This window comes from Flavobacterium sp. ZT3R18 (assembly GCF_007097385.1).
GTDB lineage: Bacteria > Bacteroidota > Bacteroidia > Flavobacteriales > Flavobacteriaceae > Flavobacterium.
Genome location: NZ_VJZS01000034.1, coordinates 1 through 25,109, shown reverse-complemented (window position 1 = coordinate 25,109; position 25,109 = coordinate 1). Strand labels below are relative to the sequence as shown.

The window sequence follows — 25,109 nt, the reverse complement described above, 5'->3', positions numbered from 1 at the left end:
GGTACTGCAGTTATGTGGGAGAGTATGTCGTCGCCTTTCTTTTGAAAACCCCGTTTCTTACGAAACGGGGTTTTTTTGTTTTATAAAAAAAACTGTAGTTTCTGTGGAAGTACTGTGAAAAAAAGTAAAAAAAAAGTAGAGTAATCTAATTAGGAGCTGCTAAAAACGCATATTAATTTTCAATTCAATTAGATATGGTTGTATTTGAGAAACTAAGTGCAAGGTATTATATCATTCAAGTTTAAAATTTACTGTAATAAAATATTCTTTTTTTCTTTATATAAAAAAAGCATGGCTAGGCTACGGTTTGTTTTTATTTTGAATAAGAAAGGGAAAAAGAATATTTTATTAGGGTAAATTCTAGCCTTAAATGGTAAATAAAAACCAAAACAGGTGAAATAATCCGAAAAGGTGTTGGGGAACAACTCCGATATTTAAAGAGAAATATTTATCATATCAAGACTTTGCTAGACCAATATCAAGAAAAATCTATTGAAAAGAAAAGTGTTGAAGCAGTGGTATGTAATTCAAACGCTTCATAATCAACAACTAGAGATGTTTACCGAGAAAATAAAAACAGTTTCCAATCAGATAGTCAGCATACAAGAGTTTCTTAAAATTTATAGTACAGAAAATTGAGTAAAACGAAAGTAGGTGTGTTTTAAACGAAAATCAGACCAATGAACTATGTCTTTTATAAAAACGAAAAATAAAAGTGTCGCTGAGTTTTTCAACAGACCTTAAATAAAAAGAGAGCTTTGAAGTAAATCAAAGCTCTCTTTTTGTTAAATACTGAGATTGAACACTTATTTAATCGGTTTGTCAACTGCAATTCTCTCCGATCTGTTGGATAACTCCCATGCAATGACAAAGGCTAGTTGAGCTCTTTTGGCTAAAGCATCGTATTCGATTTTGTTTGGCTCATCTGATTTTTGATGATAATCTTCATGAACACCATTAAAAAGGAATACAGCTGGAATGCCGTTTTTTGCAAAATTATAGTGATCAGAACGCTCATAAAAGTGATTTGGATCTTTCGGGTCGTTGAATTTGAAATCCAAGTCTAAATGCGTGTATTTTTCGTTCTGCGCAACGCTGATGTTGTGTAAATCGGTAGAGAGTCTATCGGCGCCAATAACATAAACATAATTATTCGTATTGGTATGTTCTACATCGCGACGGCCTATCATGTCAATATTAATGTCGGCAATGGTATTGGAGATTGGAAATAATGGGTTTTCAGAATAGAATCTTGAACCGTGTAAACCATGTTCTTCGCCCGTTACATGAAGGAACAGTATAGAACGTTTTGGTCCATGACCTGCTTCTTTGGCTTTTTGAAAAGCTTGGGCAATTTGCAGGACAGCAACAGTACCGGATCCATCGTCGTCGGCACCATTATAAACGGCACCGTTTTTTATGCCTACATGGTCGTAGTGTGCCGAAATGACTAGAACTTCATTTGGCTTTTCAGAACCTTCAATATAAGCCCAGATGTTTTCAGAATCAGGTAAGTTCTCATTGTGTTTGGTATTCAAGTAGGCAGCCGGAATAGGTTGGTAGTAGTTTTTGGCTCCTTTTGGAAAAGAAATGCCACTCTTTTTGTATTGACTAATAAGGTATTTACCTGCTTTTTTTTGGCCTTTTGATCCAGTGTCTCGACCTTCCATTTCATCGGAAGCGACGATATAGAGTTTGGTTTTTAGCTGATCTGCCGTTATGGTATTCATGAACGCTGTAGGTTCATTGTTATCAACACTTTTCATTTGTGCGAAACAAGAAAAGGCGCTGGTTAGTGTTAAAAGGAATAGGATTTTTTTCATGTTTATTTAATGTAAATTAATGAATGTATAAATAAAAAATGCAGTAAGAAGTACTGTAATGAAAAACATGTTAATAATGAATAGTGCTATTCCTTTAAGAATAGTGATCTTTCTTGACTCTTCATAAAAACGGTGATGTGCTGGGAAAAAGTAATAAAACATCCAGGCATAGGCTATAAAATAGATTGTATTGCTAACGAAATCAACAAAAAGGAATGTGTTAAATAACGAAAGGATTTCTTGAAGAATGAATACTAAGAGGTTGATTAATAATAGAAAGGAAAAATAATGTAGGGTGAATATTCCATGATCAAAATAATACCAACGTTTTTTGTCTTGAAATAACCAAAGGAATAAGGCGAAAATAGGCATGTATATCAATAATACTTTTGGAAAATTATGAAGAAAGGATTCGGAGAATTTTTCTTTAATTTCTTCAATAGTATTATTTTCTTTAATTTGGTGTATTTTTTTTAGTATCGAATATTTCAAAGGAGACAGCTTTTTTGCATCCGAACTATTTTTTTGAACTGAGTCGAGTTGTTGTATGGATTTGTAATCAGCTATAGAAAAATCTTCGTAATCTTTGTCTGATTTATTTAGAATATCTTCAATAGTTTCTTTGTCTTTTAAGGATAAAGAATGCGAATTCAAAAATGCTTTAATTTCGATTTCTTTCTGAGTTGGTATTTCTTTTTCGGTAAATTTTTCTTCGCTTGGAGCTGCTTTTTCCGTATGTTCATTGTCGTTACTCGGAAAAAAAGCGATGAATAAAAAAGTAATAAAACTAACAAAAATATACAATCGAACAGGCGCCAAATAGGATAATCGCTTTCCCGATAGATATTCTTTTGTTAAAGCTGCTGGTTTGAATAATAGATTTCTTATTGTGCGCCAAAAGGCATTCTCATAATGAGTTAAATCTTCAAAAAAATGAAGGAATAAATGATGAAACGTTTTTCGGGTTTCAATGTTTTCTTGACCACAATTGGGACAGAATGTTTGGTCTACAGTGTGGTGGCAATTTAGGCAAGTTTTTTCTTCTCGGATAGAATGTTTTGACATAGAATTTTTTTAAATGAAAGAACTGTAATGAACAACATTTTTATTTACAATTCTTAGGGTATTAGTTGTAAAACTAAATACAAGTTACACTTTGTTTAAAATTATTTTTTATCATAAAAAAGGAATGGTGTGTTCAAAATAATAAATAACTTTAAATATAGTTGTATGTAATTGAATGCGAGTTGGTTGTTGGTTTTTGTTGTTTTTTTTGTATTCCAGAAAATAAAATAAAACAATGTGTTTTATAAACTCACATTCCGCTTAAAAGCACACCCCAATTCGATTAGCGAATCGGTTTTGGCAATTCCGGGAATGTTGTCAATTTGCTCATAAAGTAGTTTTCTCATGTGCTCATGGTCTTTTGCAATCATTTTTATATAAAGGGTGTACTGACCTGTAATGAAATAACATTCCGTAATTTCAGGGATATTTTTTAAAGCTTCGATCACTCTTTCCGAGTCGTGGTCTTTTTTTAGAGTAATTCCAGTAAAAGCACCCCAGTCATAGCCGATTTTTTTTTCATTTAGAGTAGGCTTGATTCCGGTTATAATTCCTTGTTCGATTAAGCGATTGATGCGTTGGTGCACCATTGTATTGGATATCTTAAGATTACTCGCAATTGCAGAAAAGGCCATTCTTCCGTCTTTTTCTAACTCCTTGATTATATTAATGTCGAATTCATCTAATATTTCCATTTTTAGGTCTATTTAAGTTAAAATCACTTTTTTTGAAGTTATAAAAGTAATTGTTTTTTATTTATGTTTAAATAGATTCATAAAATCAAATAATAAAATTTCAATAATTACTTTTTTTTAAGTTTTATTAAAGTAATTGTATTGAAAAATGGTTAAATTTAAGTCAAAAAATGCTTTTTTATGCTTTTGAATAATAATTTTCATTACTTTTGCTTAGTAAATATTTAAAATTATCTAATTATGACACATACAACAGAAAAACTTTCTTCAAAATCAGAAGTTTTAATTGAAAAAGAAAACAAATACGGAGCCCATAATTACCACCCGCTACCTGTTGTATTAGATAGGGGAGAAGGGGTATATGTTTGGGATGTAGACGGGAAAAAATATTTTGATTTCCTGTCGGCATACTCAGCCGTAAATCAAGGGCATTGTCATCCAAAAATTGTTGGCGCTATGGTAAAACAAGCGCAAACATTGACATTGACTTCACGTGCGTTTTATAACGACCAATTGGGTGTTTATGAGGAATATGTAACCAAGTATTTTGGTTTTGACAAAGTGTTACCCATGAATACTGGTGCAGAAGCCGTAGAAACCGCTTTGAAATTGTGTAGAAAATGGGCGTATGAGGTAAAAGGAATTCCAGAAGATCAAGCACAAATTATTGTTTGCGAAAACAATTTTCACGGAAGAACGACTACTATTATTTCATTCTCTAATGATGAAACGGCACGTAAAAGTTTTGGTCCATTCACAGCAGGATTTATCAAAATTCCTTATGATGATATCGAGGCTTTAGAAAGTGTATTAAAATCAACAAAAAATATAGCAGGATTTTTGGTAGAACCTATCCAAGGTGAAGCAGGAGTTTATGTTCCTACCGAAGGCTATTTGGCGAAAGCCAAAGCACTTTGTGAGCAACACAATGCGTTATTTATAGCCGATGAAGTGCAAACAGGAATTGCAAGAACAGGAAAGTTATTGGCGGTACACCACGAAAATGTGCAACCGGATATTCTTATTTTAGGAAAAGCAATCTCTGGTGGTGTTTATCCTATTTCGGCAGTTTTGGCCAATGATGAAATTATGAATGTCATCAAACCAGGACAACATGGCTCTACTTTTGGTGGAAATCCTGTTGCAGCAGCGGTTGCTATTGCAGCTCTTGAAGTGGTACGCGAAGAAAATTTAGCTGAAAATGCAGAACGTCTTGGAATTCTTTTGAGAAAAGGACTTAATGAAATTTCCGAAAGAAATCCATTAATTACACTGGTACGTGGAAAAGGGTTGTTGAATGCCATTGTTATCAACTGTGGAGAAGATTCGGATTTGGCATGGGATATTTGCTTGCGTTTTAGAGATTATGGATTATTGGCAAAACCAACACACGGAAACAAAATTCGTTTGGCGCCACCATTAGTAATCACCGAAGCTCAAATACAAGAATGTCTTACTATTATTGAAAAAGCGTTAAATGATTTCAAATAATATTATGATGGAACGGGCGATAAAATTAATAAAGAACAGATCTGATATTGGCGCAGGTACACGTGGTTCTGATATGGGAATTGATGCGATAGAAATTGCAGCCATTAATCAGAACAGTGATTACTTTAACGAATATGATTTCGAGGATGTAAAAACGCACAACGAATCCATATACGATAAAGATCGAAACTCTTTTGCTAAAAGAATAGAACATGTTGTAGAACAATGTACTAGAGTTTCTCATTCTGTAAAGAAAAATTTGGAAGCCAATTTTTTTCCGATTGTTTTGTCTGGGGATCATTCTTCGGCTTTGGGAACTATTAGCGGAATAAAAGCGGCTCATCCAGACCAAACTATTGGTGTTATTTGGATTGATGCCCATGCCGATATACATTCACCATACACATCACCTTCGGGGAATATTCATGGTATGCCATTGGCAGGAGTTCTAGGGGATGATAATTTAGATTACCAAATCAATGAAGTAGCGACAGAAACGGAGCAGCATTGGGAAGCAATGAAAAATATTGGGTATCCGGGACCAAAAATTTCGGCTAATGATTTGGTGTATTTTGGTGTTCGTGATACAGAGAAAGCAGAGGATAAGCAAATAGAAAAATTGCATATCAAGAATTATAAAGTTGATGAAGTGCGTTATCGAGGTTTAGAAACCTGTGTTGCTGAAGCTTTAATAAATTTGGCACATTGTGATGTACTGTATATTTCTTTTGATGTAGATTCAATGGATTGCGATTTGATTTCTTATGGTACAGGTACTCCGGTTCCAAGAGGATTTGATCAGTACGAAATTATAGACATTATCAATCAAATTATCATGTCCAAAAAAGTGGTTTGTATTGAATTTGTAGAGGTAAACCCTCTTTTGGATACCAAAGGGAATAAGATGGCCGAGACTGCTTTCCAAGTTTTGGAGGCAATTACTTCTACGCTTATTTTGCCTATTGAATAGTTTTTTTAAACAATAAGGATAGCCCGAAATCAACTTGGTTTCGGGCTTTTTTTTATAAATATTTAAATGAATAAAACTTAAAAAAATAAAATGACTGTCCATAACTTTATCATGAGTACAGAAAGGATAAAGTTTGTGAAAGCATTCGACAATAGATTTATTCTCAGAAATGGAGCAAGTGACGGATAGTAATAAAAAATAATACTTGTGTTTAAAGTGTAACAAAACGTGATAATTTTTGTCATACTAATAAATATAGTTTTAATAGAAAAAAATATGAAGAAAAGTGTTTTAGGTTTTTTTGCCTTAAGTTTAGGATTTAGTTGCGCCGTTGAAGGACAATCAATGGATAAAATTATTACTCCAAAAGAAGTGACTCGAATAGAAAAAATACTTGCTGCTGACGATATGCAAGGTAGAAGAACCTTTACTCCAGCGATAGATAAAGCATCGGCCTTTATTGAATCTGAATTTAAGAGAATAGGGTTGCAAACGTATAATGGAACTCCCAATTTCAGACAGGAGTTTTTTATGACCGAATCAAAAGCCGTTTCTTCAAAAATTGTTATAGATGGCAAAGAAATTGACAACGCTAAAGTTGTTGCATTCTCTTACCAATCCCAAGTTTCCTTAACGGAGAAAAACGATATTTCGGTTGTTAAAATTAACAAAGGGGATAATATAGGTCAAAAGTTTAATGAATATTACAATGGTACAAAAAGTGTATTGGTCTTGGTTGACGCCTCTTTTAATGCTGTTTTAGCAGATATTAAGCATATTGACAGAATTACAGCAGATCCAAAAGAGAATACGGTCTTGTTGTTTGTTTTTGGCGTTTCTGATGCCACTACTTTTTCGATAGATCTTAAAAATAAAATTTCAAAAAAAGCGTTGAATAATGTGGTTGGGGTATTGCCAGGAAAAAGCAAACCCGATGAGTATGTGATTTTTTCTGGTCATTATGATCATTTAGGTGTTGGGTCTCCAGAAGAAGGAATGCCACATAATGCAACCGATTCTATTTATAATGGAGCCAATGATGATGCGGCCGGAACTACCGCAGTGATTATGTTGGCTAATTATTTTAAAAAGCTAAACAATAATGAACGCACCATCATTTTTACCACATTTGTAGCCGAAGAATTAGGAGGTTATGGAGCTAAATATTTTTCTAAACAAATGGTTCCTGCTAAAGTGATTGCCATGTTTAATTTGGAGATGATTGGAACCGAATCTAAATGGGGAAAGAACTCAGCCTATATTACAGGATATGAAAAAACGAATATGGGAGCCATATTGCAAAAAAATTTAGAGGGAACCGCTTTCAAATTTTATCCAGATCCGTATCCAGAACAGCAATTGTTTTATAGATCAGACAATGCTACTCTAGCCAAACTGGGAGTTCCTGCACATACTATTTCTACTTCAAAAATGGATAGTGAACCTAATTATCATACTGCAGATGATGAAATAGAAACGTTGGATATTGATAATATGACCGAAATAATTAAGGCTATTGCACTAAGTTCGTCTAGTATTATAAGCGGAAAAGATGCTCCAACAAGAGTAGATACTACTCAGTTGAGATAATTGGAAAACCAATTTGAAACTAAAATCAAAAAGCCCTGAATTTGAGAGATTCAGGGCTTTTTGATTTTAATAAATAGTAGTGTTTATGAATTAAAAATAGTTCTCTCGATTACTGTATGCCAATGTTATTAAGTTTAAGAGAAATTCAGGGGATTTCAATGTTTATAGAAACAAAAATACCACACCCCAGCAACCCCATCGGGGTTGTATTATGTTTGAAAACATAAGACCCCGCCGGGGTCGTTGTGGAAATCGAAGATTGTTTCTATAAACATTTGGCATCTCCGAGGTCAATATGATTTTTAGCTCAATACCATTGAGTTATCGGGATTAATGAACTAATATTTCTTAAAAGTTTAAAAAAACGGCTAAAATGTTTGGACTTATTTATACTTATAATTTGTGCTAATTTGTGATCCCGAGTGTTGGGGCGTGTTCGCTTTTTTGTATGATTAATTTTCTGAAATTCGTTTTAATTCATTCAAAGCCAATGGAAAAGTAGTGTTCATAAAACCGATGTATTTTTCCAATGCTTCTACATTTACAGTTAGTTCGGTTCCATTATTGCTTTTGTTTAATGTATAGGTTTCCATTGCTCCCGACCAACTTTCAGTTTCGGCTGTCATGGGTATTTCTTCAAAGTTTTTGATGTCCCCCAAATGTTTGAAAGCCAAAAAGCGGTTTTCTTCAATACGGTCTAAAATACTGTACATTCCCTCTCCGCTAGGCGTTAGTAAATGGATTTTGTTGCCTTCGGTAAAGCTGTCTGTTTTGTAGTAGCTACCGGTACAAAATGGATTCGTCCAAATTTTGTAGTTTTCAAGTTGCCATAAAGATTGCCAAACGGTATCGGGAGAAGCGTTGATGTTTATTTTAAATACTAGTGTTTTCATGTGAAGATAATATTTGCTTTTTATTGGTCCCGATAGCTCCCGATAGCTCCCGATAGCTATCGAGACGGGAGGTATCGCTATTCTTCATTCCTATTTATCTCATTGATACTATTTATTTTGGTATTCGATGATTTTTAATTGTATTTTGGAATCATGGCGATTTCATATTTATTGATTCAATAAGTCGTTCAATTGATTTAACCCCGCAGAATATCCCTCTTCAAAACCCATTTCAAGAATTTGTTTCATGTCTTCTTCTTGTGAGAATATAATTTCGTTGGTTACTTTGGTTATTCCATTTTCTTCATGAAAGCTATTTGTCCAATTCATTCTCGGAAAGTCGGTATTTACCTTTCCGTTCTCATCACAAAAGGCATCAGAAGCTTCGTAGGATTCCATCGGTCGAATGTTTTTAAATTCGGCAAAACACCAATGTTTCTCGCCTTCTGGAGAGAGCATGTAATAGAGCCATTGTCCTCCGTCTTTAAAATTTGCTTTTTTCGTAATGGCTTGGTAAGGCTTGGGTGCCCACCATTTATCGGTAATTTCGGGATTGGTAAAGGCATTCCAAATTTTATCTTTTGGTGCGTTGAATTCACTGATAATTGAGATTTGCCTATTAGTATAATCCTTATCTATTTTAATTGGAAGGTGGTTCATGTTTTTTTTTTTTTTTTTTTGATTTTTAAACGAATGAAACAATAATGGGTTAAAAAAAGTTGAAGTCGGTACTTTTTAGTATTAACAGATTTTATCTGTTAATACTATTTAAGTTTAGAATTTATTGCAGTAAATTCTAGGCTTAAATGGTATAAACTAAAAGTCCGACTCAAGTTTGTATGCTGTGAAGTTTAGGAAATAGGAAGAATTTGTTTCAGAATTTCCCTTTCGGAAGACTTAACCAAAGGTTTAAATTTTTCATACCATATTTTCCAGATTTCGGCATTTAACTCTTTGGTCAAATCCATTTCAAAATCGCCCAAAGTAGGATAAGGGGACTCTATAATAAGACGATAACCTTCGCCCGTAAAGTCAGTAAGGATTCGCCCACCCGTAGGCAACGTTAAAATCCCATTACTGATGGCTTCGTCAGTGAGTGCTTTGGCTTCTTTATAGCGACCAAATTGTAAATTGAATATTTCTCGTACGATAAACATAGCTTTTTAAATTTTGATTAGACAATAAATTAAAAACGAAATTTAAAGGTGTTATTTGGAAATTACATTGGAATTAAAAATAGAAATGTGTACTACAAAGTTAGGGATAAAACGTTTTTTAATTACAGTTTTTGGTTGTAAATAGTTTTTAGTTTTTTATTTAAAATATTGTACGTAAAGGTTTTATGTAGTTTAAAACAGTCGGGGTACTGATTTTAAAATTTATACCAAACATAAATATAATAAATGCTTGTACGTAATCATACCTAACAAAAAAAACTGACACAGATTCCACAGATTAGCACAGATTTTCAATATAACAGAGTATTCAATTTGTGGAAATTTGTGAAATCTGTGTCAAAAAAACATCCTTCAGGTATCAATACGGACAATCATAATATAATATAACACAATCGCTCCCCGCTCCTTTCGGGAGGGGCTGAGGATAAACAAGGTGGACTATATTGTATTAGGTATTAGTATCTGCTAAAAATGAAAAATCTGCGTACAATAAAATAAATTGGACGCAGATTTTGAGGATTTAAAAATGATTATTTTAATACAATTTACAACCCAAGAGCTTCTTTTATCAATTGAAGATTCTCATCACTGAAATTGATCTTTAACGCTTCTTGATGTCCTTTGTCCGACATTTTAGTCCATGTTTTTTGAATGATGTTTTTCATTTTCTCCCTGTCGTGTTTGTGTACAAAAGGATCAAGGTAATGTTCTAAAAATACTAGACAAATCACATCTTCTAGTAATTGTGTCTCTTCATCTTTTTTGAGTAATTTTTTTTCGATTAGGAAAGAAACTCGGGCGATAAATGCTTCGTCGTATCCTGCTTTTTCTAATATTTCGGCGGTTGTTTTGGCGTGGAATTTCTTTAAATCTTCCCTCCATTTTAGATAACCCACACGATCCATTGGGTAGGATTCTCTGGCGATTTTCCAACGGCAAATGTGTTGTGCCTTGGCTGCTATTTGAACCGCTTCGGAAGCATTTGGATTGTAGTCCATAAGCCTTTCATACATTCTGTCGGAATATAGTAATTCCTTCGGGTAGGTTACTTCTTGGTCTATTTCGATGTTTGGATCGGCTTCGTTTTCGGAATCAATCCATGCACTGGCGTTTAGAAATGGTATTGTTTTCATTTGAGAGTGTGTATATTCAAAGATACATACAATATTCAAAAAACCCAACGAATACTGCATCTCGTTCTGTTTTTATTAGAAAGAAGTAATAAAAAGCTGTAATTCCAAATTTTGAGGAATTACAGCGCGAGCTAACGCAAGCTCAATGTCATTAAGTTAAGGCGTTTCGAGCTGACGAATCCTTAACTAAATGACATTGAACACAAGCTTCCCGTTCCTATTGTTTGATGATTATTTTCGAAAATTTTGAGTGGTCAATTTTGAATGTAAGCAAATAACTTCCTGCGGATAGATCCTCTATATTGATACTGTTAGAATACTTCCCGCTGTCGATTGTTTTGTTTTCTATTCTGCGAATTTTTTTGCCATCAATTGAGTATAGGTCAATTGATACTTCACTTTGTTTATCCAACTCAAATTCAATTTTGAATGAATTGGTCGTTGGATTTGGATACATCGAATAGGATATTTTGTTTTCAAAACTGTCGAGTTTAACTCCTAAATTTGATTTATTGATTGTCCAAGTTACGGTGCTCAAATGAGTACTTGCATGATTGTCTACTTTCAATAAATTGGAGTCATCTGTAATTGTAACCACTAAATTATGTGTGCCATTTGACAATGTATTTTGGTCTATTTTGACAAAATCTACATTGTCACCAATGATTATGTTGTCAAGCTTCCATTTTATATTTAATGTATTGGTAACAGGTTTCATGAGTTCTGTGAGATTGAAATCTAAATACTGGTTTGCCGAGGCGATGGTTGCCCCATTTGTTGGAGTGTAGCTCACAATGGGATTTACTTTACGGTGTATGGTTTCAATAATTCCTTGTGTGCAAACAGAACAATATACAGGCCCTAATAGTTGCATTTTGCAATTGGTATGCGGTTTATACCATGAAGCAGATAGGCCCGTATTTCCATATTTATTAACTCCTACAGCATTAATGCCTACCCAGTTTTTCCACTTAATCAATGTGGGATCTGAGGTTTTTGTCATATTGGTTTTTTCATCAAAATAGTCATCGCCGGCAAAATATTCGTCTGCAAGTGCAGCAAAGGAATGACCCATTTCGTGCGCAACTACTTCAGGGCTGTTTACTTCAGTTGTTGATGTAGCAAATTCGCCTCCAGAACCACCGTAGTCGGAAGTGTTAGCAACAATAAGTACTTGAGCATATTGGGATGTAAAATTGGCATTGACGACATTGTGTATCAGAGTGGAGTTACTGGGCACAATTAAGCGGTGTATGCCTGCAACATCAAAGGTAGATCCAAAATAGGGATTGTTGGTGTAGGAAGGTTTTGAGCCACAATCACTTGCTGTTTTGGGATGATTTACACCAGATTGGGTCGAAATTACTTTGATGGCATAAGCATTAAAATAGTTGGTGTAATTTTTCCAAGGTGCTTGCGAGAAAAGATAATCGATTACTTTTTTGGAATCAGAGATGAATTTAGTTTGTTCTGCAGCTGTATATCCATCTCCCAGCACTAAAATGTTTAGATATTTGTCATTGTTTCCACTGAATTTTAAAGTTTCCACATCAAATTTCTGAGCGTTTGCAATGTTTATTGTCAAGAATATTAAAAGTAGTGTTGTAATTTTTTTCTTCATGATTTTAAAAGCTTTTCTTGGTTAATTGTTTTTTGGGTTGGTTTTTTAAAGTTTCAAATATTTTTATTTCATTAATGTTCTTTTGCGTTCTAATAACAAAATCAGCATTGTTTATTATGGTGTCTTTATACGAAAATGTACCGTCCTGACTCATGTATTCGTAGTGCTTGTATAAAGGATGATCCATAGCTACAGTGTCAATAAGTTGTTTGCCTGAATACAAATAGAGTGTCAAATAGTTTGGACTTCTATTGGTGCTTTCTGTTTTTATTTTTCCTATAATTTCATTTTTACTTACTAATTCGACTATGTTTGTTGAATTGTTATTGTCTTTGTGAATATTGAATACAAAAAACAAACTTTGATTTGGTTCAGGTTCTTTGGTCTCAGTTTCTAAATTAGAATTGTTATGATTCGAGACGCCACAACTCATTATTAGAATCGGAAATAAAAGGGAAACTGCAATTTTCTTTATATTCTTCATTAGTGTTTTTTTGTTTCAATAAGGTTTCTTCTCTGCATCGTTTTTTATTACTGTTAGTGTTTCTTCTTTGGACGGTTATAGAACTTGGAGTAAAGTATTTTTTTTGTAAACGAAAATACAAATAAAAATAACAATTCAATTAAAGTCTTGGTTTTTCGGAAGTGGAACTTTGTTAGTTTGTTTTTGAAAATTACTGTTTTTATGAAAATGAATGCCCTAGCCCTGATGGAAACGGCATCCTTTTTTGTCTCGTTTTTTTTTCGAGACAAAAAAGATACAGTGGACAGCAGGAAATAGCTCCTGAAAATTTGCATGATATAAAGGAACAGCTATTTTGTCTGTGTTGCTGTTTAATACTCTGATCTTTTTGTGATTATCCTTTTTAATTATGTGTAGGCTTGTTAAATCGGATAACACACTATAGTTTTTATCTATTGAAAAAATAATTTAGATAAGTAATATTTTGCTAAATTCGTAGGTAAGTTTTTAAAAATCATCGAATTATGGAAAATAACGAAAATCAGAACACATCGGCAGCTGCCAATGGTAACGGAGAAAGTAAATGCCCGTTTTCAGAAGGTAGTGCAAAACAAAGTGCTGGCTCTGGCACTAGAAACAATGACTGGTGGCCGAATCAGTTGAAATTAAATATCCTTCGTCAACACTCTTCGTTGTCTAATCCGATGGGGGAGGCGTTTAATTATGGTGAGGCCTTCAAAAGCCTCGATCTGAATGCTTTGAAAAAAGACATCTTTGATCTAATGACTACCTCCCAAGACTGGTGGCCGGCTGATTACGGTCACTATGGTCCATTCTTCATTCGTATGGCGTGGCACAGTGCAGGTACGTATCGCATTGCGGACGGGCGTGGAGGCGCGGGCGCGGGTACCCAGCGATTTGCACCACTCAATAGTTGGCCAGACAATGTGAATCTCGACAAGGCTCGTTTGCTGCTATGGCCTATCAAAAAAAAATACGGAAAGAAAATCTCATGGGCGGATCTGATGATCCTTGCCGGAAACTGTGCTTTGGAGTCAATGGGCTTTGAGACCTTTGGTTTCGCTGGAGGACGTGAAGATGTTTGGGAACCCAATGAAGACATTTATTGGGGGTCTGAAGGGAAGTGGTTGGACGATAAACGTTATGTGGGAGACCGCGAATTAGAAAATCCTCTAGCTGCTGTTCAGATGGGGCTGATTTATGTGAATCCAGAAGGGCCTAACGGTAATCCTGATCCTCTTGCTTCTGCCCGTGACATTCGGGAGACTTTTGCTCGTATGGCTATGAATGACGAAGAAACTGTTGCATTGGTTGCTGGTGGACACACTTTTGGGAAAACCCATGGTGCAGCCGACCCAAGTAAGTACGTTGGCCCAGAACCAGCAGCTGCGGGTATCGAGGAACAAGGACTTGGTTGGAAAAACACCTTTGGGAGCGGACATGGAGAAGATACGATTAGTAGCGGTCTTGAAGGAGCTTGGACTACTACGCCTAATAAGTGGAGTAATAATTATTTCGAAAATTTGTTTGGATTCGAATGGGAACTAGCGAAAAGCCCAGCCGGTGCGCATCAATGGAAGCCAAAAGGTGGAGCAGGAGCGGGTACAGTGCCCGATGCTCACAATCCGTCTAAGAGTCACGCTCCAACTATGCTTACCGCTGATCTCGCCTTGAGAGTAGATCCTATTTACGAACCCATTTCAAGACGTTTCCATGAAAATCCTGCTGCACTTGCAGATGCATTCGCTCGTGCATGGTTCAAGTTGACACACCGGGATATGGGACCAATCGCACGTTATCTTGGGCCAGAGGTGCCTAAGGAAGAACTCATTTGGCAAGACCCTATACCAACTGTAACGCATCAACTAATTGACGATAGCGACATTGCTGCGTTGAAGACTAAAATATTGGATTCAGGATTGTCAGTATCTCAATTGGTATCCACAGCTTGGGGATCGGCATCAACGTTTCGTGGGTCTGATAAACGCGGTGGTGCCAATGGTGCACGCATTCGTCTTGCCCCACAAAAGGGTTGGGAAGCCAATAATCCAGCTCAACTGTCGAAAGTGTTAGCGACTCTCGAGGGTATTCAAGCAGCATTCAATAGTACTCAGTCTGGCGGAAAACAAGTGTCACTAGCAGACTTGATTGTTCTGGCCGGTGGTGCAGGAATTGAAAAAGCAGCTCAGCAAGCGGGGCATAATCTGAGCGTTCCCTTCACAGCGGGAAGAGCGGATGCTTCACAAGAACAAACGGATGTAGAATCTTTCGCCGTTCTTGAACCTGAAGCAGATGGATTCCGTAATTACTTGAAGACCCAATATACGGTGTCGGCAGAGGAAATGCTGGTAGACAAGGCACAACTGTTGACGCTCACTGCGCCAGAAATGACTGCACTCGTTGGCGGTTTGCGTGTTCTTAATGTAAATTTTGATCAGTCTAAAAATGGAGTATTCACTAGTCGTCCAGGGGTATTGACAAATGACTTCTTTGTGAACCTTCTCGATTTGGATACAACTTGGAAAGCCTCTTCGGATTCACAAGCGGTGTTTGAAGGTCATGATCGTAAGACAGGCACATTGAAATGGACGGGTACTCGTGTTGATCTCATCTTCGGTTCGAACTCAGAGCTTCGGGCACTCGCTGAGGTGTATGGGTGTGAGGATTCTCAAGAGCAATTCGTTAAGGATTTTGTTGCCGTTTGGAACAAAGTAATGAATCTGGATCGCTTCGATTTGGCTTAATTACAGAGTTGTATTTAATGGTATTAAAAGCTGAATTGATAACGGTTTATCTTTAAAAAAAAACGGGAATAACTTTTTAAAAGTTGTTCCCGTTTTTTTTACCCAATGCCGAAAGATTTAACGATACTGAATAATTAGTTTTTATCTTGTATATACCGTGATGATACCAAAAGAATCTTTTAATTTCAATTCTTTAAGCGTGAGATTAACAATGTCTTGGATCTTGGTGGCTCCATCAATTACTGTAGTTAGATTATTATGGGATCTTGAATAAATTCCCGCATCAATATCAAGTGAGCATGGACTAACAGTCGAATCATAATCTCCTTCTGTTATTGTATTGTCAATTTTTAGATTAATATAATCTTTATCACAGCCGTTTTGATTTTGTGGGGCATCCATCAATTGTTCTTGACCATTAATAGTAGTACCTACTTGGCTAAGATTCCATTTCCCAATTAAAGGGGCTAATGTTTCTCCCTCATTGTCGTCGTTACGGCAAGATGTGACAAATAATCCGATGCTTAGAGCTAAGGCGAATACAATACTTCGATTTTTCATGTTTTATATCTTTAAAATGTTTGATACAAAAATAGAAGCAGCACTTTAAAAAAGGCTTACAGAATTATTGATTTTAGTTACATAATTTTTTGTAACGGGATTTTTCTCTTATATACTGGGCATTTTGGTAAATTCAACTTCTTCATTTTTGGAATTAATAAAAGTAATAAAGTCGAGACATCTGTATGTCTTTTGCGAAAGCATATTATATCATTAATTAATATAATTATCGGCCAATGGTATTAATTCATAAATACAGTTTTGCGAGTTGAGTTAAACCTAAGAGCTTGTCCTAACTCGGAATTTTTTCGATTAAAATGGCGGAACCTGATTGATCAAAATAAGTACAGGTCATCTCTATAATGCTAACACTCCATCTAGCAATTCCACATTGTGCGGCATGATTGCAAAAAGTAAGGTAATCTGTTTGACCGTCTTGGTGCATAACCAGAAATTCAATAAATCGTTCTTTGTTGGGAGCTGAAGCAATAGTGATGCTGTCATAAGTCTCAGTTGCTGCCGCTCGGAAATTATCAGTACCAAAATATTCTACATGGCCATCGTTAACAAAGGTATCATAGCCTTTTACGCCTAATGCAATTAAATCTTGAATGTAAGTAGGGAAGTCAGCTCCAGATTTAACTCTAGAATGCGCTTCTTTTATTTGAGCAATTGTGAACATAATTCGATAGGATTTGGATTAATTACAGCGCCATAAAATTGGCTGTTTTTGGAAAAACACTTAATGCATCAGCAACAATTTGCGGAGTAGGAGAGGCTAGTTTACGGAGTTTGGTATCCATCCACGCGCCATCTACAGTAATAACAGCACACAATAGATCTTCTCTATAAAATTCATGAACAATAGACCAGCGGGAAGCATCGGCTTTCATTTTTGCCATTTTGGTTTGCATGGTAATTACGTCAGAGAGATTGATTTCTTTTCTAAAAACACACTCCTCTCTAAACAATATAGGGCCAATATGCTCCTTTTGCATAACTCGTAAGGTTAATCCTAATTGTGCTAAGATTTCAACACGGTGTTGTGCACCAAAATCATAATAGGCGCTGTGGCGTAAGTGAAAATTGGGATCTAAATCAGACCAACGAAAGGACAGTTCTTTGCTAAATGTAGCCATAGGGATTTAATTTAGGTATGTTTTTTTTTGTTGGCAAAGATAGCGAGGATTTTCAGATGATTTGATTGGTGAATAATGTTTTGCCATGGGTTATGCGTAATGTGAGGCTGAAGAGTCGTTTAGTGTGAATTATTTTTGCTAATTAGAAAGTAAATATAGTAGATTTAAGCTACAATAAAATGGTTTCTATTAACAAGGTATGTTACTATTTAGCTGCCATAAATACAATGATTTTCTACCACTAGGGAGCAAAGTCGAAAAGTCTTTTGTTTTTAGCTACCATCGATCCGAAATTGTGAATATCTATTTTGTGAATTGTGGATTTATTTTCCTTTAAAATCTATCTTTGACATCCTTAAAAAAAAAGAGAGATGAGTACAATTTGGTATGAATGCAAAGTAAAATATAGAAAAACAGATGAAACTGGAGGGCAAAAGATTACGACAGAACCTTATTTGGTAGATGCTTTATCCTATACGGAAGCAGAATCCAGAATTAATGAAGAGATGTCTGCCTATATTAGTGAAGAATTTAAAATCACGAACATAAAAGTGGCTAATTATGCAGAGATACATCCTTTCGAAAATGCGGACCGTTGGTTTAAATCAAAAGTTTCTTTATTGGCTTTTGACGAGGAAAGCGGAAAAGAGCGAAAATCGAATATGTACCTATTAGTGCAAGCCAATGACGTAAAAGAAGCTTATGATAACACCATTCATATAATGAAAAATACCATGGGAGAATATGCTATCCCTGCTATTTCGGAATCTCCTATTTTGGATGTTTTTCCTTATTTTAGTGGAGAAGAAGGAGAAACTGAACAACTAGAAAAGTTCAATGCACTGAAAACTTCTAAACCGGTATTATCTGAGGTAGAGGATACTATGGAATTTGACCCAGCATATCTAGAGGAAAGTATTTAATTAAAAAGACTACTACACTGAGTAATGACAAGAGGGCTTTTTAGCCCTCTTTTTTTTGATTTATTAATTATAAAGTGTTTTTTTGGATTGTTTCTGTTCCGAAAATAAATACATTCATTCCTAAATATTCCGTTTCGTATAAAATTTTCATATTGTTTTTCTTGGCAACATTTATAGAATCCAAATTGTTTTTGTCAATAATAGAGATAAATTGATTTGCTATTTTGTTTTCATTGCCAAAAATCTTCATTTGTTTTGCTATTTCAGTTCCATACCCTTTTTTCCAAAACCTAGGTTTGAGAGAATATGAGATTTCAAAGACTATTTTCCCTTCTATTTCTCGGGGTAAAATACCTCCCATTCCAATAAATTCACCACTATCTTTTTCAATTACTGCCAAATGTCCTAGACCTTGCATCTGGTATCGTTGCAATTGTTTGTTTATCCAGCCTTCTGCAAGTTCGTCTTTAGTTTTAGATAAATCGATGCCTAAAAAATGAAGTCTGTCATTTTCTTCAAAAAAAATTTTCCAACTTTCAATATCATTTTTTTGTTAGTACTCGAAAAGTTAGTCTTTCGGTTTCTTGATTAAAATATTCTAATAGGTTTAATTTCATTTAATTGTCGTTTTTTAGAGATATAATTCCAATTTGTAATACCTGTAAAAATACTTATACTCTCTAAACGTAGTAGCTTTGTATGATAAGGATAGCAGAGTTTTATTACTTTTTTTAATGTTCCTAAAAATGTAAAATTAAAAAAAGTCTTCCGATTTTTTCTATGAATGTTTTTTTAGATCTGTCAAAAATCAAGATAGTTTTAAAATATTAGAGAGGTCATTATTTTGTGTTTTTTGATACTGGATTTGTGTTGATTACTTGGTGAATCGGGTCGAATACTTCGGAGAGCGGGAACAAAATCATTTTGATTTCGGTTTCTATTGGCTCAATATTGAACACTTGCTGTTGAACACTTGCTGTTATATACCGTTTTTCCTTTCATTCCGTTATTGCTGGTATTAAATATTCCTGCATAATCTGTTCAACTTGTTTGTGTCCGTATGCTGTATTATATGCCGTAGAAGTAATTACAATTACAATAGGCTGATCTTTAAAAATAAAAATTTTATTACCACCATTGCCACTTGAATAGTAAACTTCATAATCTACGCCATTTACTTTGTATGTTTTATTCCAAAATAGATAACCATAATACTCGTTTTCTGATATTGCCATTTGGTGTGATAAACTTTTGGCTATCCATTCTTGCGAAAGAATTTGTTTACCATTCCAAGCACCTTTATTTTTGTATAATTGCCCAAATTTAGCAAAATCCAACGAACGCAATTGAATGCCACCTGCTGTATTAGCTACTTTTTGAGGTGTAAATTCCCATTTGTAATTAGTAATTCCAAGTGGTTTGAATAAATTTTTGTCGGCATATTTCTCTAAACCATTTGGTACAGATTTATGAATTATGTCGCCTATAACTATACAGCCAGCTGTAAAGTAATCCCACTGCTTGCCTACTACTTTTGTTTTGTCAATAGGAAGGTTTAATGTAAAGTCAACCCAATTTTTTGTAGGATACATATTTTCTTCGTTACCAATTGATTCAGAATTCATATCGGAACCTTCAAGATTTGAACTCATTGTCAGCAAACTTTTTAAAGTAATACTATCTTTTGATGTAGAATAGTTTTGAAAAGATTTTAGATCGTAAAACTCTTTTAGTGTTTGCGTTTCACTTTTTATGTAACCTTCTTTGATGGCAATTCCCAAAATAGTTGAAGCAAAAGATTTGCCAACCGACCTAGGGTCGTGAAGTGTATTTCTTTTAGCTCCATTAAAATATTCTTCAATTAATAATTTGTCATCTTTGATTACAACAATACTTGTAATATTTTTGTATGTTTGGTTGGCTATTTTTCTGTTTAACTCTTCAATTTTAGATTTATCAAGTTTATCTGTTGAAACCTGCCAGTCTTTTATTGTTTTTATTGATTGAAAACGAACCATTTTTTCATTAATTTTAATTTCGGGAACATTAATTTTTATTTGTCCTTCGGCAATTACATCTCCAGAAATTACTACGGTCAATTTTAGATATGGTCTAACTTCTATTTTTAATATGTGGTTACCACTTGTAAATGCTTCTTGTCCGCCATTGGAAAAAAACCTATTCCAAAGAAATCTACCCCAAGAGTCTTCATTTGTTGAACTTATTAAAGGAACTCTTAAAATTGTTTTCTGATTTTTACTTTCAGAGCTTCCTGCCCCAACGTTGAGATTCTCAACATAAATTTTTTTGTCGTCAACTATAAATGTAAATTGATAATTTCCGTTTTTTGTAAGTTCCTCTGCGGTTAGTTTTGGAGAAAGCAAATGAAGGTAATTTGTTAAAGAGTTTCCTAAAAACACTCGGATATTAAAATCAGTTTTTTCTTTGGGTTCGAAAGATTCTAAAAAATTCGTTTCTTTAAAATTTTCTATTGGTACAATTTGTCCCATAAAGGCAATTTTTCCAATGTTTGCTCTGTGAATTGGATAAGCAATGCTGTCACTTTTTACAAAACCACTTGTTTGACTAAAAGTAATTAGCCAAAATAGATTGACAGTGATAATGATTATATTCTTTTTCATAATATTTAGTTTAAAAATCCTACTGCAAACCTATGACTAAAATTAATTTAAAAATAGAATAAGATTAACATTTGAAGAAAATTAACTAAAAAGGATTTTTCTATATTCTGAGGGATTTATTCCATTAATTTCTTTGAAACAACGTGTAAAATGACTTTGATCAGAAAAGCCACAAACAAATGCAATTTCTGTCAAATCTAACTTTTTTTGAGAAATTAACTGTAAAGATTTTTCTATTTTTAATTTTCTAATGTATTCGCCAAAACTAGAATTAAAATATTTTGAAAAATCTCTTGATAAGTGAACAGGATGAATGTTTAAAGTTTTTGACAAATAATCTAAAGAAAGATTATCTGAAAATTGGTCATTCAATATCATATTTATTTCACTAACCCAAGTAGGTTTTTTATTAGATTTAGTTCGATTATTTCGTAACATTTTTGCTAAAGTTTCTAGCAATAGTATTTGAATTGAAAGTTGTGATTGGTTGTCATCAACTTTTGTTTCTCTAAAAATTTTATACATTAAAAACTTCAAATCGGAATTCGATATATTGATGCTTCCTTGTAATTCCGTTGTATCAAAATCTAAATTATCAAACCAATCTTTTTCTATTTCAATGTGGAAACCTCTTGTAAATCCTTCGGGTTTAATGTTGTAATGTGGGTCTTGCCAATTATGAAATAATAAACTACCAGCAGAACAATTATAAATTTCTTTTTTGTTACCTTCAATTAAGTTTCCTTGAAGGATAAAAGTAAAATATGCGTTTTCGTGATAATGCCAATCTACTTTATCGTGTGTGTAAATCGTATCGGTCAAAGTAATTCCTTCTAAATTAATAGTTTTATTCGTTTGTCCGTAAAATTCTCCTTTTAGTGATTGTTTCATTATTTGGTCTGGATTAGCATTTTAGTCCTCGAAAATAGCACACAACGTCAGTCCGTCTAAAAACCTCTATTAACATTTATTTTCGTTGATAAGCGCGTAAATATAGTAGATTTAAACTACAATAAAAGGACTTTTTGTAAAAAGGTATTTTGGTTGTTGCCAAAATATAAGCACCGCAAAAGGCTTAAGAAAGGCTTAAAAAGGTTTTTTATAGTCGAAAAAGTAAGGTCAGTATTTTTAGATACTGTTTTAACTCATTTGGATCAATTAAGTTCAATTATCTTCGCAGGTTGTAAGCTGTTAAAATCAAGCCTACATCGGCTACATCTCTTTTAATGGTTTTCTTGGTCATAATATAATAGAAATCCTCTCGAAGTTGACTGTACCCAAAAGTTTCGAGGAACGCATCCGTAAAAATCAACGACCCGAGCCTGAAAGGCGAACAGGCGAAGCAAATCCAACGAGGATGGTTAAACTATTTTCGGGGGACGAGTATTCAAAGAAAGTTGCTAGATATTGACGGATGGTTGCGCAATCGACTGCGATACTGCATCTGGACGGACTGGAAGAAACCCGAACGCAACAGGAAAAACCTTATGCGACTAGGTGTTGACAAAGATCACGCCTATGCTTGGAGCAGGACAAGAAAAGGAGGCTGGCGCATAGCCCAAAGTCCGATTCTAAACACTACAATTACCCTACAGCGGCTCAAGAAGAAAGGCTATCAGTCTATGTTGGAAATTTACATGGAACTCAACCCATCACTTTGCGAACCGCCGTATACGAGACCCGTACGTACGGTGGTGTGAGAGGCGCACTCCGTCAGTTTCTGGCGGAGCCGTCTACTCGATTATGGGCTGTGGCTTTTTAAAGTTTTATTGAAAGTTCCAAATGTCCACCCAATCCAAGCTCAACAATTTTCTGCAATGTAGATAAACGAACTTCCTTTACATTGTTTTCGATTCTTGAAATATAAGACTTTGTAGTACCGCATTTAATGGCGAGTTGTTCTTGTGTCATTCCTTTTTCAAGTCGTGCTTCGTGTATTAAAACACCAAGTTTAAACTGTTGGTAACCCGCATCTAATTGGTCACGTTCTGCGGTTCCTACTTTGCCATAGTGTTTGTCCTTAAACTCTGATAGCGTTTTTATGTTGTTATTTTTCATTTTTATATTCCTCCATTATTTTAAGTGCCTTTTCAATTTCTTTTTTTGGTGTCTTTTGCGTTTTCTTTTGAAAACCGTTTGCTAAGACCACAATTTTTCCTTTGTCAAAAAAGCAAAATATTCTAAAAATATCACTCGATTGTTGGATTCTAATTTCGTAAAGTCCGTCCGTATCTTCGATATGTTTAAGATAGGTTTCAGGAACTTTGTCGATTTCTTCTATCAAGTCAAAAGTCCAAATTATTTTGGCTCTTACTTTTTCCCTTTGCTTCACAAAGAATTCTTCAAAGTAATCCTTGTAAAATGCTATTGTTCTGGTTTTTAATTTTTCTCCCACGCCTTAAAATCACAAATGTTGCACAAAAGTACAACATTTATTTGATTTTTTTCTCTTTTTGTTTAAGGTTGATTTTCAATGTGATGTAGTGCCATAGCCCATAACGTTCCCGCGCTCTTGCGATGGTGGGGATAACAAGCCTTATATTTCGGTTATTTACTAATTTTTCAAATACAAAACCATTTTCAAATTAAGCCAATTGCCCAAATCTCTTGTGAGCAAGTGTGTGTGCCTTGCATGCGCTTCCATTCCTACAAACGTAAGGAATTTATCTAGAGGGTGCAAGTCCCTTATCGGCAAGTTGTTGATTTTATATTGAGCCGATTAGCACGAGGCAAGCTGGTTTGGAGTAATCCATGCAGTGAAGGAAGCCCAACGGCAAAAGTCTGTACCGAGGAACACAAAGCGCATAAGAGGCTAGCTAAACTGGGTAAGTATACACACCAATACTTTGCGAACCGCCGTATACGAGACCCGTACGTACGGAGGTGTGAGAGGCGCACTCCGTCAGTTTCTGGCGGAGCCGTCTACTCGATTGTGCGTTCGTTTTTTTATGCGGTTAATGGATTTATATGTATTTGTCCTCCAACTGCTTTCAAAACTTTCATTATCGTTGAAAATTGTGGTTTGGATCCTTCCGACAATGCTTTGTACAAACTTGGTCTGCTCATTCCAGTTTCTTCTGCAATTTTGGTCATACCAATTGCTTTTGCAATATGTCCAATTGCAGTAACAATTTCAGCATCATTGCCTTCTTCCAAAACTGTATTTAGATATTCAGCAATCATTTCGTTGCTGTCCAAATAATCTGCAATATCAAATTTTGACGTTTCCATTTTCTATTTTTTTAATTTTTTCCAAATTTCTTTTGCTTTTTCAATGTCTTTTTGTTGAGTAGATTTATCTCCTCCAATAAGTAGAATAATAACTTTCCCATCAATTTCTTTGAAATAAACTCTGTAACCTTTTGCGTAGTTGATTTTTAGTTCTCTAATTCCATCTCCAACAGGTTCGCAATCTCCAAAGTGTTCGTCCTTTTCTAACTTTTGAAGTCGGAACAAAATTTTTGCTTTTGCTCTAAAGTCATTCAGTTTCTTAAACCACTTATCAAATTCCGTCGTCTTTTCAATAAAGTACATTCTTTAGGTTGTATTCGTTTGGATACAAAGTTATAAAAAATAATTTAATCTTGCAAATTCAGTTTTAAACGTTATGTCTGGGCAAAATGACGCACAACGTCCCGCTACTACAGCGGGTTTGGGACTAAATTAAGCACATTATTCGGATTTGCCAAAATATCCCAAATACAAACCGATTTTCCCATTAAGCCAAATGCCCAAATCCGTTGTAGTGGCTGTGTGTGCCTTGCATGCGCTTCCATTCCTACAAACGTAAGGAATTTATCTAGAGGGTGCAAGTCCCTTATCGGCAAGTTGTTGATTTTATATTGAGCCGATTAGCACGTGGCAAGCTGGTTTGGAGTAATCCATGCAGTGAAGGAAGCCCAACGGCAAAAGTCTGTACCGAGGAACACAAAGCGCATAAGAGGCTAGCTAAACTGGGTAAGTATACACACCAATACAAAGCCTAGAGACAACAGGTTTAGTTAGTAGATGCGTCGGGGATAGACGGAAAGAGGAAGTGCTTACCGAGGGAGGTCTTCACAACCACGAGTGGTTAAGTGAAGAAGTCAGCAGAAGTCATAGTACTTGGGGTAACGAGTTACCAACAGAAAGGTATAGGACTCACAAACAAGGAAGGA

The 25,109-nt window shown here is 34.9% G+C and carries 24 protein-coding genes and 1 pseudogene; 6 read left to right on the top strand and 19 right to left on the bottom strand.

What is annotated here, in order from left to right; genetic code table 11:
- Window positions 1-806: 806 nt before the first annotated feature.
- The 3 genes from FNW52_RS19995 to FNW52_RS19985 form a co-directional block, all read right to left on the bottom strand.
- Complete coding sequence (locus FNW52_RS19995; protein ID WP_143379235.1) at window positions 807-1,823, bottom strand: M28 family peptidase; 1,017 nt, start codon at window positions 1,821-1,823, stop codon at window positions 807-809.
- Window positions 1,824-1,829: 6 nt separating this feature from the next.
- Window positions 1,830-2,888 (bottom strand): DUF3667 domain-containing protein, encoded by a 1,059-nt coding sequence (locus tag FNW52_RS19990; protein ID WP_143379234.1) that lies wholly within the window; start codon window positions 2,886-2,888, stop codon window positions 1,830-1,832.
- A 242-nt stretch (window positions 2,889-3,130) separates the two neighbouring features.
- Complete coding sequence (locus tag FNW52_RS19985) at window positions 3,131-3,583, bottom strand: Lrp/AsnC family transcriptional regulator (RefSeq protein ID WP_116763922.1); 453 nt, start codon at window positions 3,581-3,583, stop codon at window positions 3,131-3,133.
- A 240-nt stretch (window positions 3,584-3,823) separates the two neighbouring features.
- Here FNW52_RS19985 and rocD point away from each other — a divergent pair, with 240 nt between their 5' ends.
- The 3 genes from rocD (at window position 3,824) to FNW52_RS19970 (ending at window position 7,634) form a co-directional block, all read left to right on the top strand.
- Window positions 3,824-5,074 (top strand): ornithine--oxo-acid transaminase, encoded by a 1,251-nt coding sequence (gene rocD, locus FNW52_RS19980; RefSeq protein WP_143379233.1) that lies wholly within the window; start codon window positions 3,824-3,826, stop codon window positions 5,072-5,074.
- Window positions 5,061-6,044: an arginase gene (rocF, locus tag FNW52_RS19975; protein ID WP_255515669.1), complete on the top strand. Its 984-nt coding sequence runs from the start codon at window positions 5,061-5,063 to the stop codon at window positions 6,042-6,044. Before rocD ends, rocF begins: the two co-directional genes overlap by 14 nt.
- Window positions 6,045-6,320: 276 nt before the next feature.
- A complete protein-coding gene (locus FNW52_RS19970) occupies window positions 6,321-7,634 on the top strand; it encodes a M28 family metallopeptidase (protein WP_143379232.1) in 1,314 nt (437 codons plus the stop codon).
- A gap of 452 nt (window positions 7,635-8,086) precedes the next feature.
- On the opposite strand, the gene FNW52_RS19965 is transcribed toward FNW52_RS19970, so the two are convergent.
- The 6 genes from FNW52_RS19965 to FNW52_RS19940 all read right to left on the bottom strand — a co-directional run bounded on the left by FNW52_RS19965 (window position 8,087) and on the right by FNW52_RS19940 (window position 12,943).
- A complete protein-coding gene (locus tag FNW52_RS19965; protein WP_143379231.1) occupies window positions 8,087-8,527 on the bottom strand; it encodes a hypothetical protein in 441 nt (146 codons plus the stop codon).
- A gap of 168 nt (window positions 8,528-8,695) precedes the next feature.
- A complete protein-coding gene (locus tag FNW52_RS19960) occupies window positions 8,696-9,187 on the bottom strand; it encodes an SRPBCC domain-containing protein (protein ID WP_143379230.1) in 492 nt (163 codons plus the stop codon).
- A gap of 191 nt (window positions 9,188-9,378) precedes the next feature.
- Window positions 9,379-9,684 carry a hypothetical protein gene (locus tag FNW52_RS19955; RefSeq protein WP_143379229.1) on the bottom strand — a complete coding sequence of 102 codons (306 nt, stop codon included), beginning with the start codon at window positions 9,682-9,684 and terminating at the stop codon, window positions 9,379-9,381.
- Window positions 9,685-10,250: 566 nt separating this feature from the next.
- A complete protein-coding gene (locus tag FNW52_RS19950; protein ID WP_143379228.1) occupies window positions 10,251-10,838 on the bottom strand; it encodes a DUF4202 domain-containing protein in 588 nt (195 codons plus the stop codon).
- Window positions 10,839-11,055: 217 nt separating this feature from the next.
- Window positions 11,056-12,459, bottom strand: a complete 1,404-nt coding sequence (locus FNW52_RS19945; protein WP_143379227.1) for a M64 family metallopeptidase — start codon at window positions 12,457-12,459, stop codon at window positions 11,056-11,058.
- Between the two features lie 4 nt (window positions 12,460-12,463).
- A complete protein-coding gene (locus tag FNW52_RS19940) occupies window positions 12,464-12,943 on the bottom strand; it encodes a hypothetical protein (protein WP_143379226.1) in 480 nt (159 codons plus the stop codon).
- Window positions 12,944-13,446: 503 nt separating this feature from the next.
- Here FNW52_RS19940 and katG point away from each other — a divergent pair.
- A complete protein-coding gene (gene katG, locus FNW52_RS19935; RefSeq protein WP_143379225.1) occupies window positions 13,447-15,687 on the top strand; it encodes a catalase/peroxidase HPI in 2,241 nt (746 codons plus the stop codon).
- Between the two features lie 141 nt (window positions 15,688-15,828).
- Here katG and FNW52_RS19930 read toward each other — a convergent pair whose 3' ends face one another.
- The 3 genes from FNW52_RS19930 to FNW52_RS19920 all read right to left on the bottom strand — a co-directional run bounded on the left by FNW52_RS19930 (window position 15,829) and on the right by FNW52_RS19920 (window position 17,387).
- Window positions 15,829-16,248, bottom strand: coding sequence for a hypothetical protein (locus FNW52_RS19930; protein WP_143379224.1), 420 nt, complete (start codon window positions 16,246-16,248; stop codon window positions 15,829-15,831).
- 292 nt (window positions 16,249-16,540) lie between these two features.
- Window positions 16,541-16,930 carry a DUF1398 domain-containing protein gene (locus FNW52_RS19925; RefSeq protein ID WP_143379223.1) on the bottom strand — a complete coding sequence of 130 codons (390 nt, stop codon included), beginning with the start codon at window positions 16,928-16,930 and terminating at the stop codon, window positions 16,541-16,543.
- 22 nt (window positions 16,931-16,952) lie between these two features.
- A complete protein-coding gene (locus tag FNW52_RS19920; protein WP_143379222.1) occupies window positions 16,953-17,387 on the bottom strand; it encodes a thioesterase family protein in 435 nt (144 codons plus the stop codon).
- 371 nt (window positions 17,388-17,758) lie between these two features.
- On the opposite strand from FNW52_RS19920, the gene FNW52_RS19915 reads away from it, so the two are divergent.
- Entirely contained in the window at window positions 17,759-18,310 is a 552-nt protein-coding gene (locus tag FNW52_RS19915) for a DUF4494 domain-containing protein (protein ID WP_143379221.1), read from the top strand.
- A gap of 67 nt (window positions 18,311-18,377) precedes the next feature.
- Here FNW52_RS19915 and FNW52_RS19910 read toward each other — a convergent pair whose 3' ends face one another.
- The 3 genes from FNW52_RS19910 to FNW52_RS19900 all read right to left on the bottom strand — a co-directional run bounded on the left by FNW52_RS19910 (window position 18,378) and on the right by FNW52_RS19900 (window position 21,843).
- Complete coding sequence (locus FNW52_RS19910) at window positions 18,378-18,797, bottom strand: GNAT family N-acetyltransferase (RefSeq protein WP_255515671.1); 420 nt, start codon at window positions 18,795-18,797, stop codon at window positions 18,378-18,380.
- A gap of 511 nt (window positions 18,798-19,308) precedes the next feature.
- On the bottom strand, window positions 19,309-20,952 hold the full coding sequence (locus FNW52_RS19905; protein WP_143379219.1) for a serine hydrolase: 1,644 nt from the start codon (window positions 20,950-20,952) through the stop codon (window positions 19,309-19,311).
- Between the two features lie 81 nt (window positions 20,953-21,033).
- Entirely contained in the window at window positions 21,034-21,843 is an 810-nt protein-coding gene (locus FNW52_RS19900; protein ID WP_143379218.1) for an AraC family transcriptional regulator, read from the bottom strand.
- Between the two features lie 385 nt (window positions 21,844-22,228).
- Here FNW52_RS19900 and FNW52_RS19895 point away from each other — a divergent pair.
- Window positions 22,229-22,652: pseudogene (locus FNW52_RS19895) on the top strand (group II intron maturase-specific domain-containing protein); the annotation flags it as partial.
- 58 nt (window positions 22,653-22,710) lie between these two features.
- On the opposite strand, the gene FNW52_RS19890 reads toward FNW52_RS19895, so the two are convergent.
- The 4 genes from FNW52_RS19890 to FNW52_RS19875 all read right to left on the bottom strand — a co-directional run bounded on the left by FNW52_RS19890 (window position 22,711) and on the right by FNW52_RS19875 (window position 24,486).
- Window positions 22,711-23,010: a helix-turn-helix domain-containing protein gene (locus tag FNW52_RS19890; protein ID WP_185966049.1), complete on the bottom strand. Its 300-nt coding sequence runs from the start codon at window positions 23,008-23,010 to the stop codon at window positions 22,711-22,713.
- Window positions 23,000-23,347 carry a type II toxin-antitoxin system RelE/ParE family toxin gene (locus tag FNW52_RS19885; protein ID WP_143379216.1) on the bottom strand — a complete coding sequence of 116 codons (348 nt, stop codon included), beginning with the start codon at window positions 23,345-23,347 and terminating at the stop codon, window positions 23,000-23,002. The genes FNW52_RS19890 and FNW52_RS19885 overlap by 11 nt, the downstream gene beginning before the upstream one ends.
- A 551-nt stretch (window positions 23,348-23,898) precedes the next feature.
- Window positions 23,899-24,183, bottom strand: coding sequence for an addiction module antidote protein (locus FNW52_RS19880; protein ID WP_143379215.1), 285 nt, complete (start codon window positions 24,181-24,183; stop codon window positions 23,899-23,901).
- 3 nt (window positions 24,184-24,186) lie between these two features.
- Window positions 24,187-24,486 (bottom strand): type II toxin-antitoxin system RelE/ParE family toxin, encoded by a 300-nt coding sequence (locus tag FNW52_RS19875; RefSeq protein WP_143379214.1) that lies wholly within the window; start codon window positions 24,484-24,486, stop codon window positions 24,187-24,189.
- Between the last annotated feature and the right edge of the window lie 623 nt (window positions 24,487-25,109).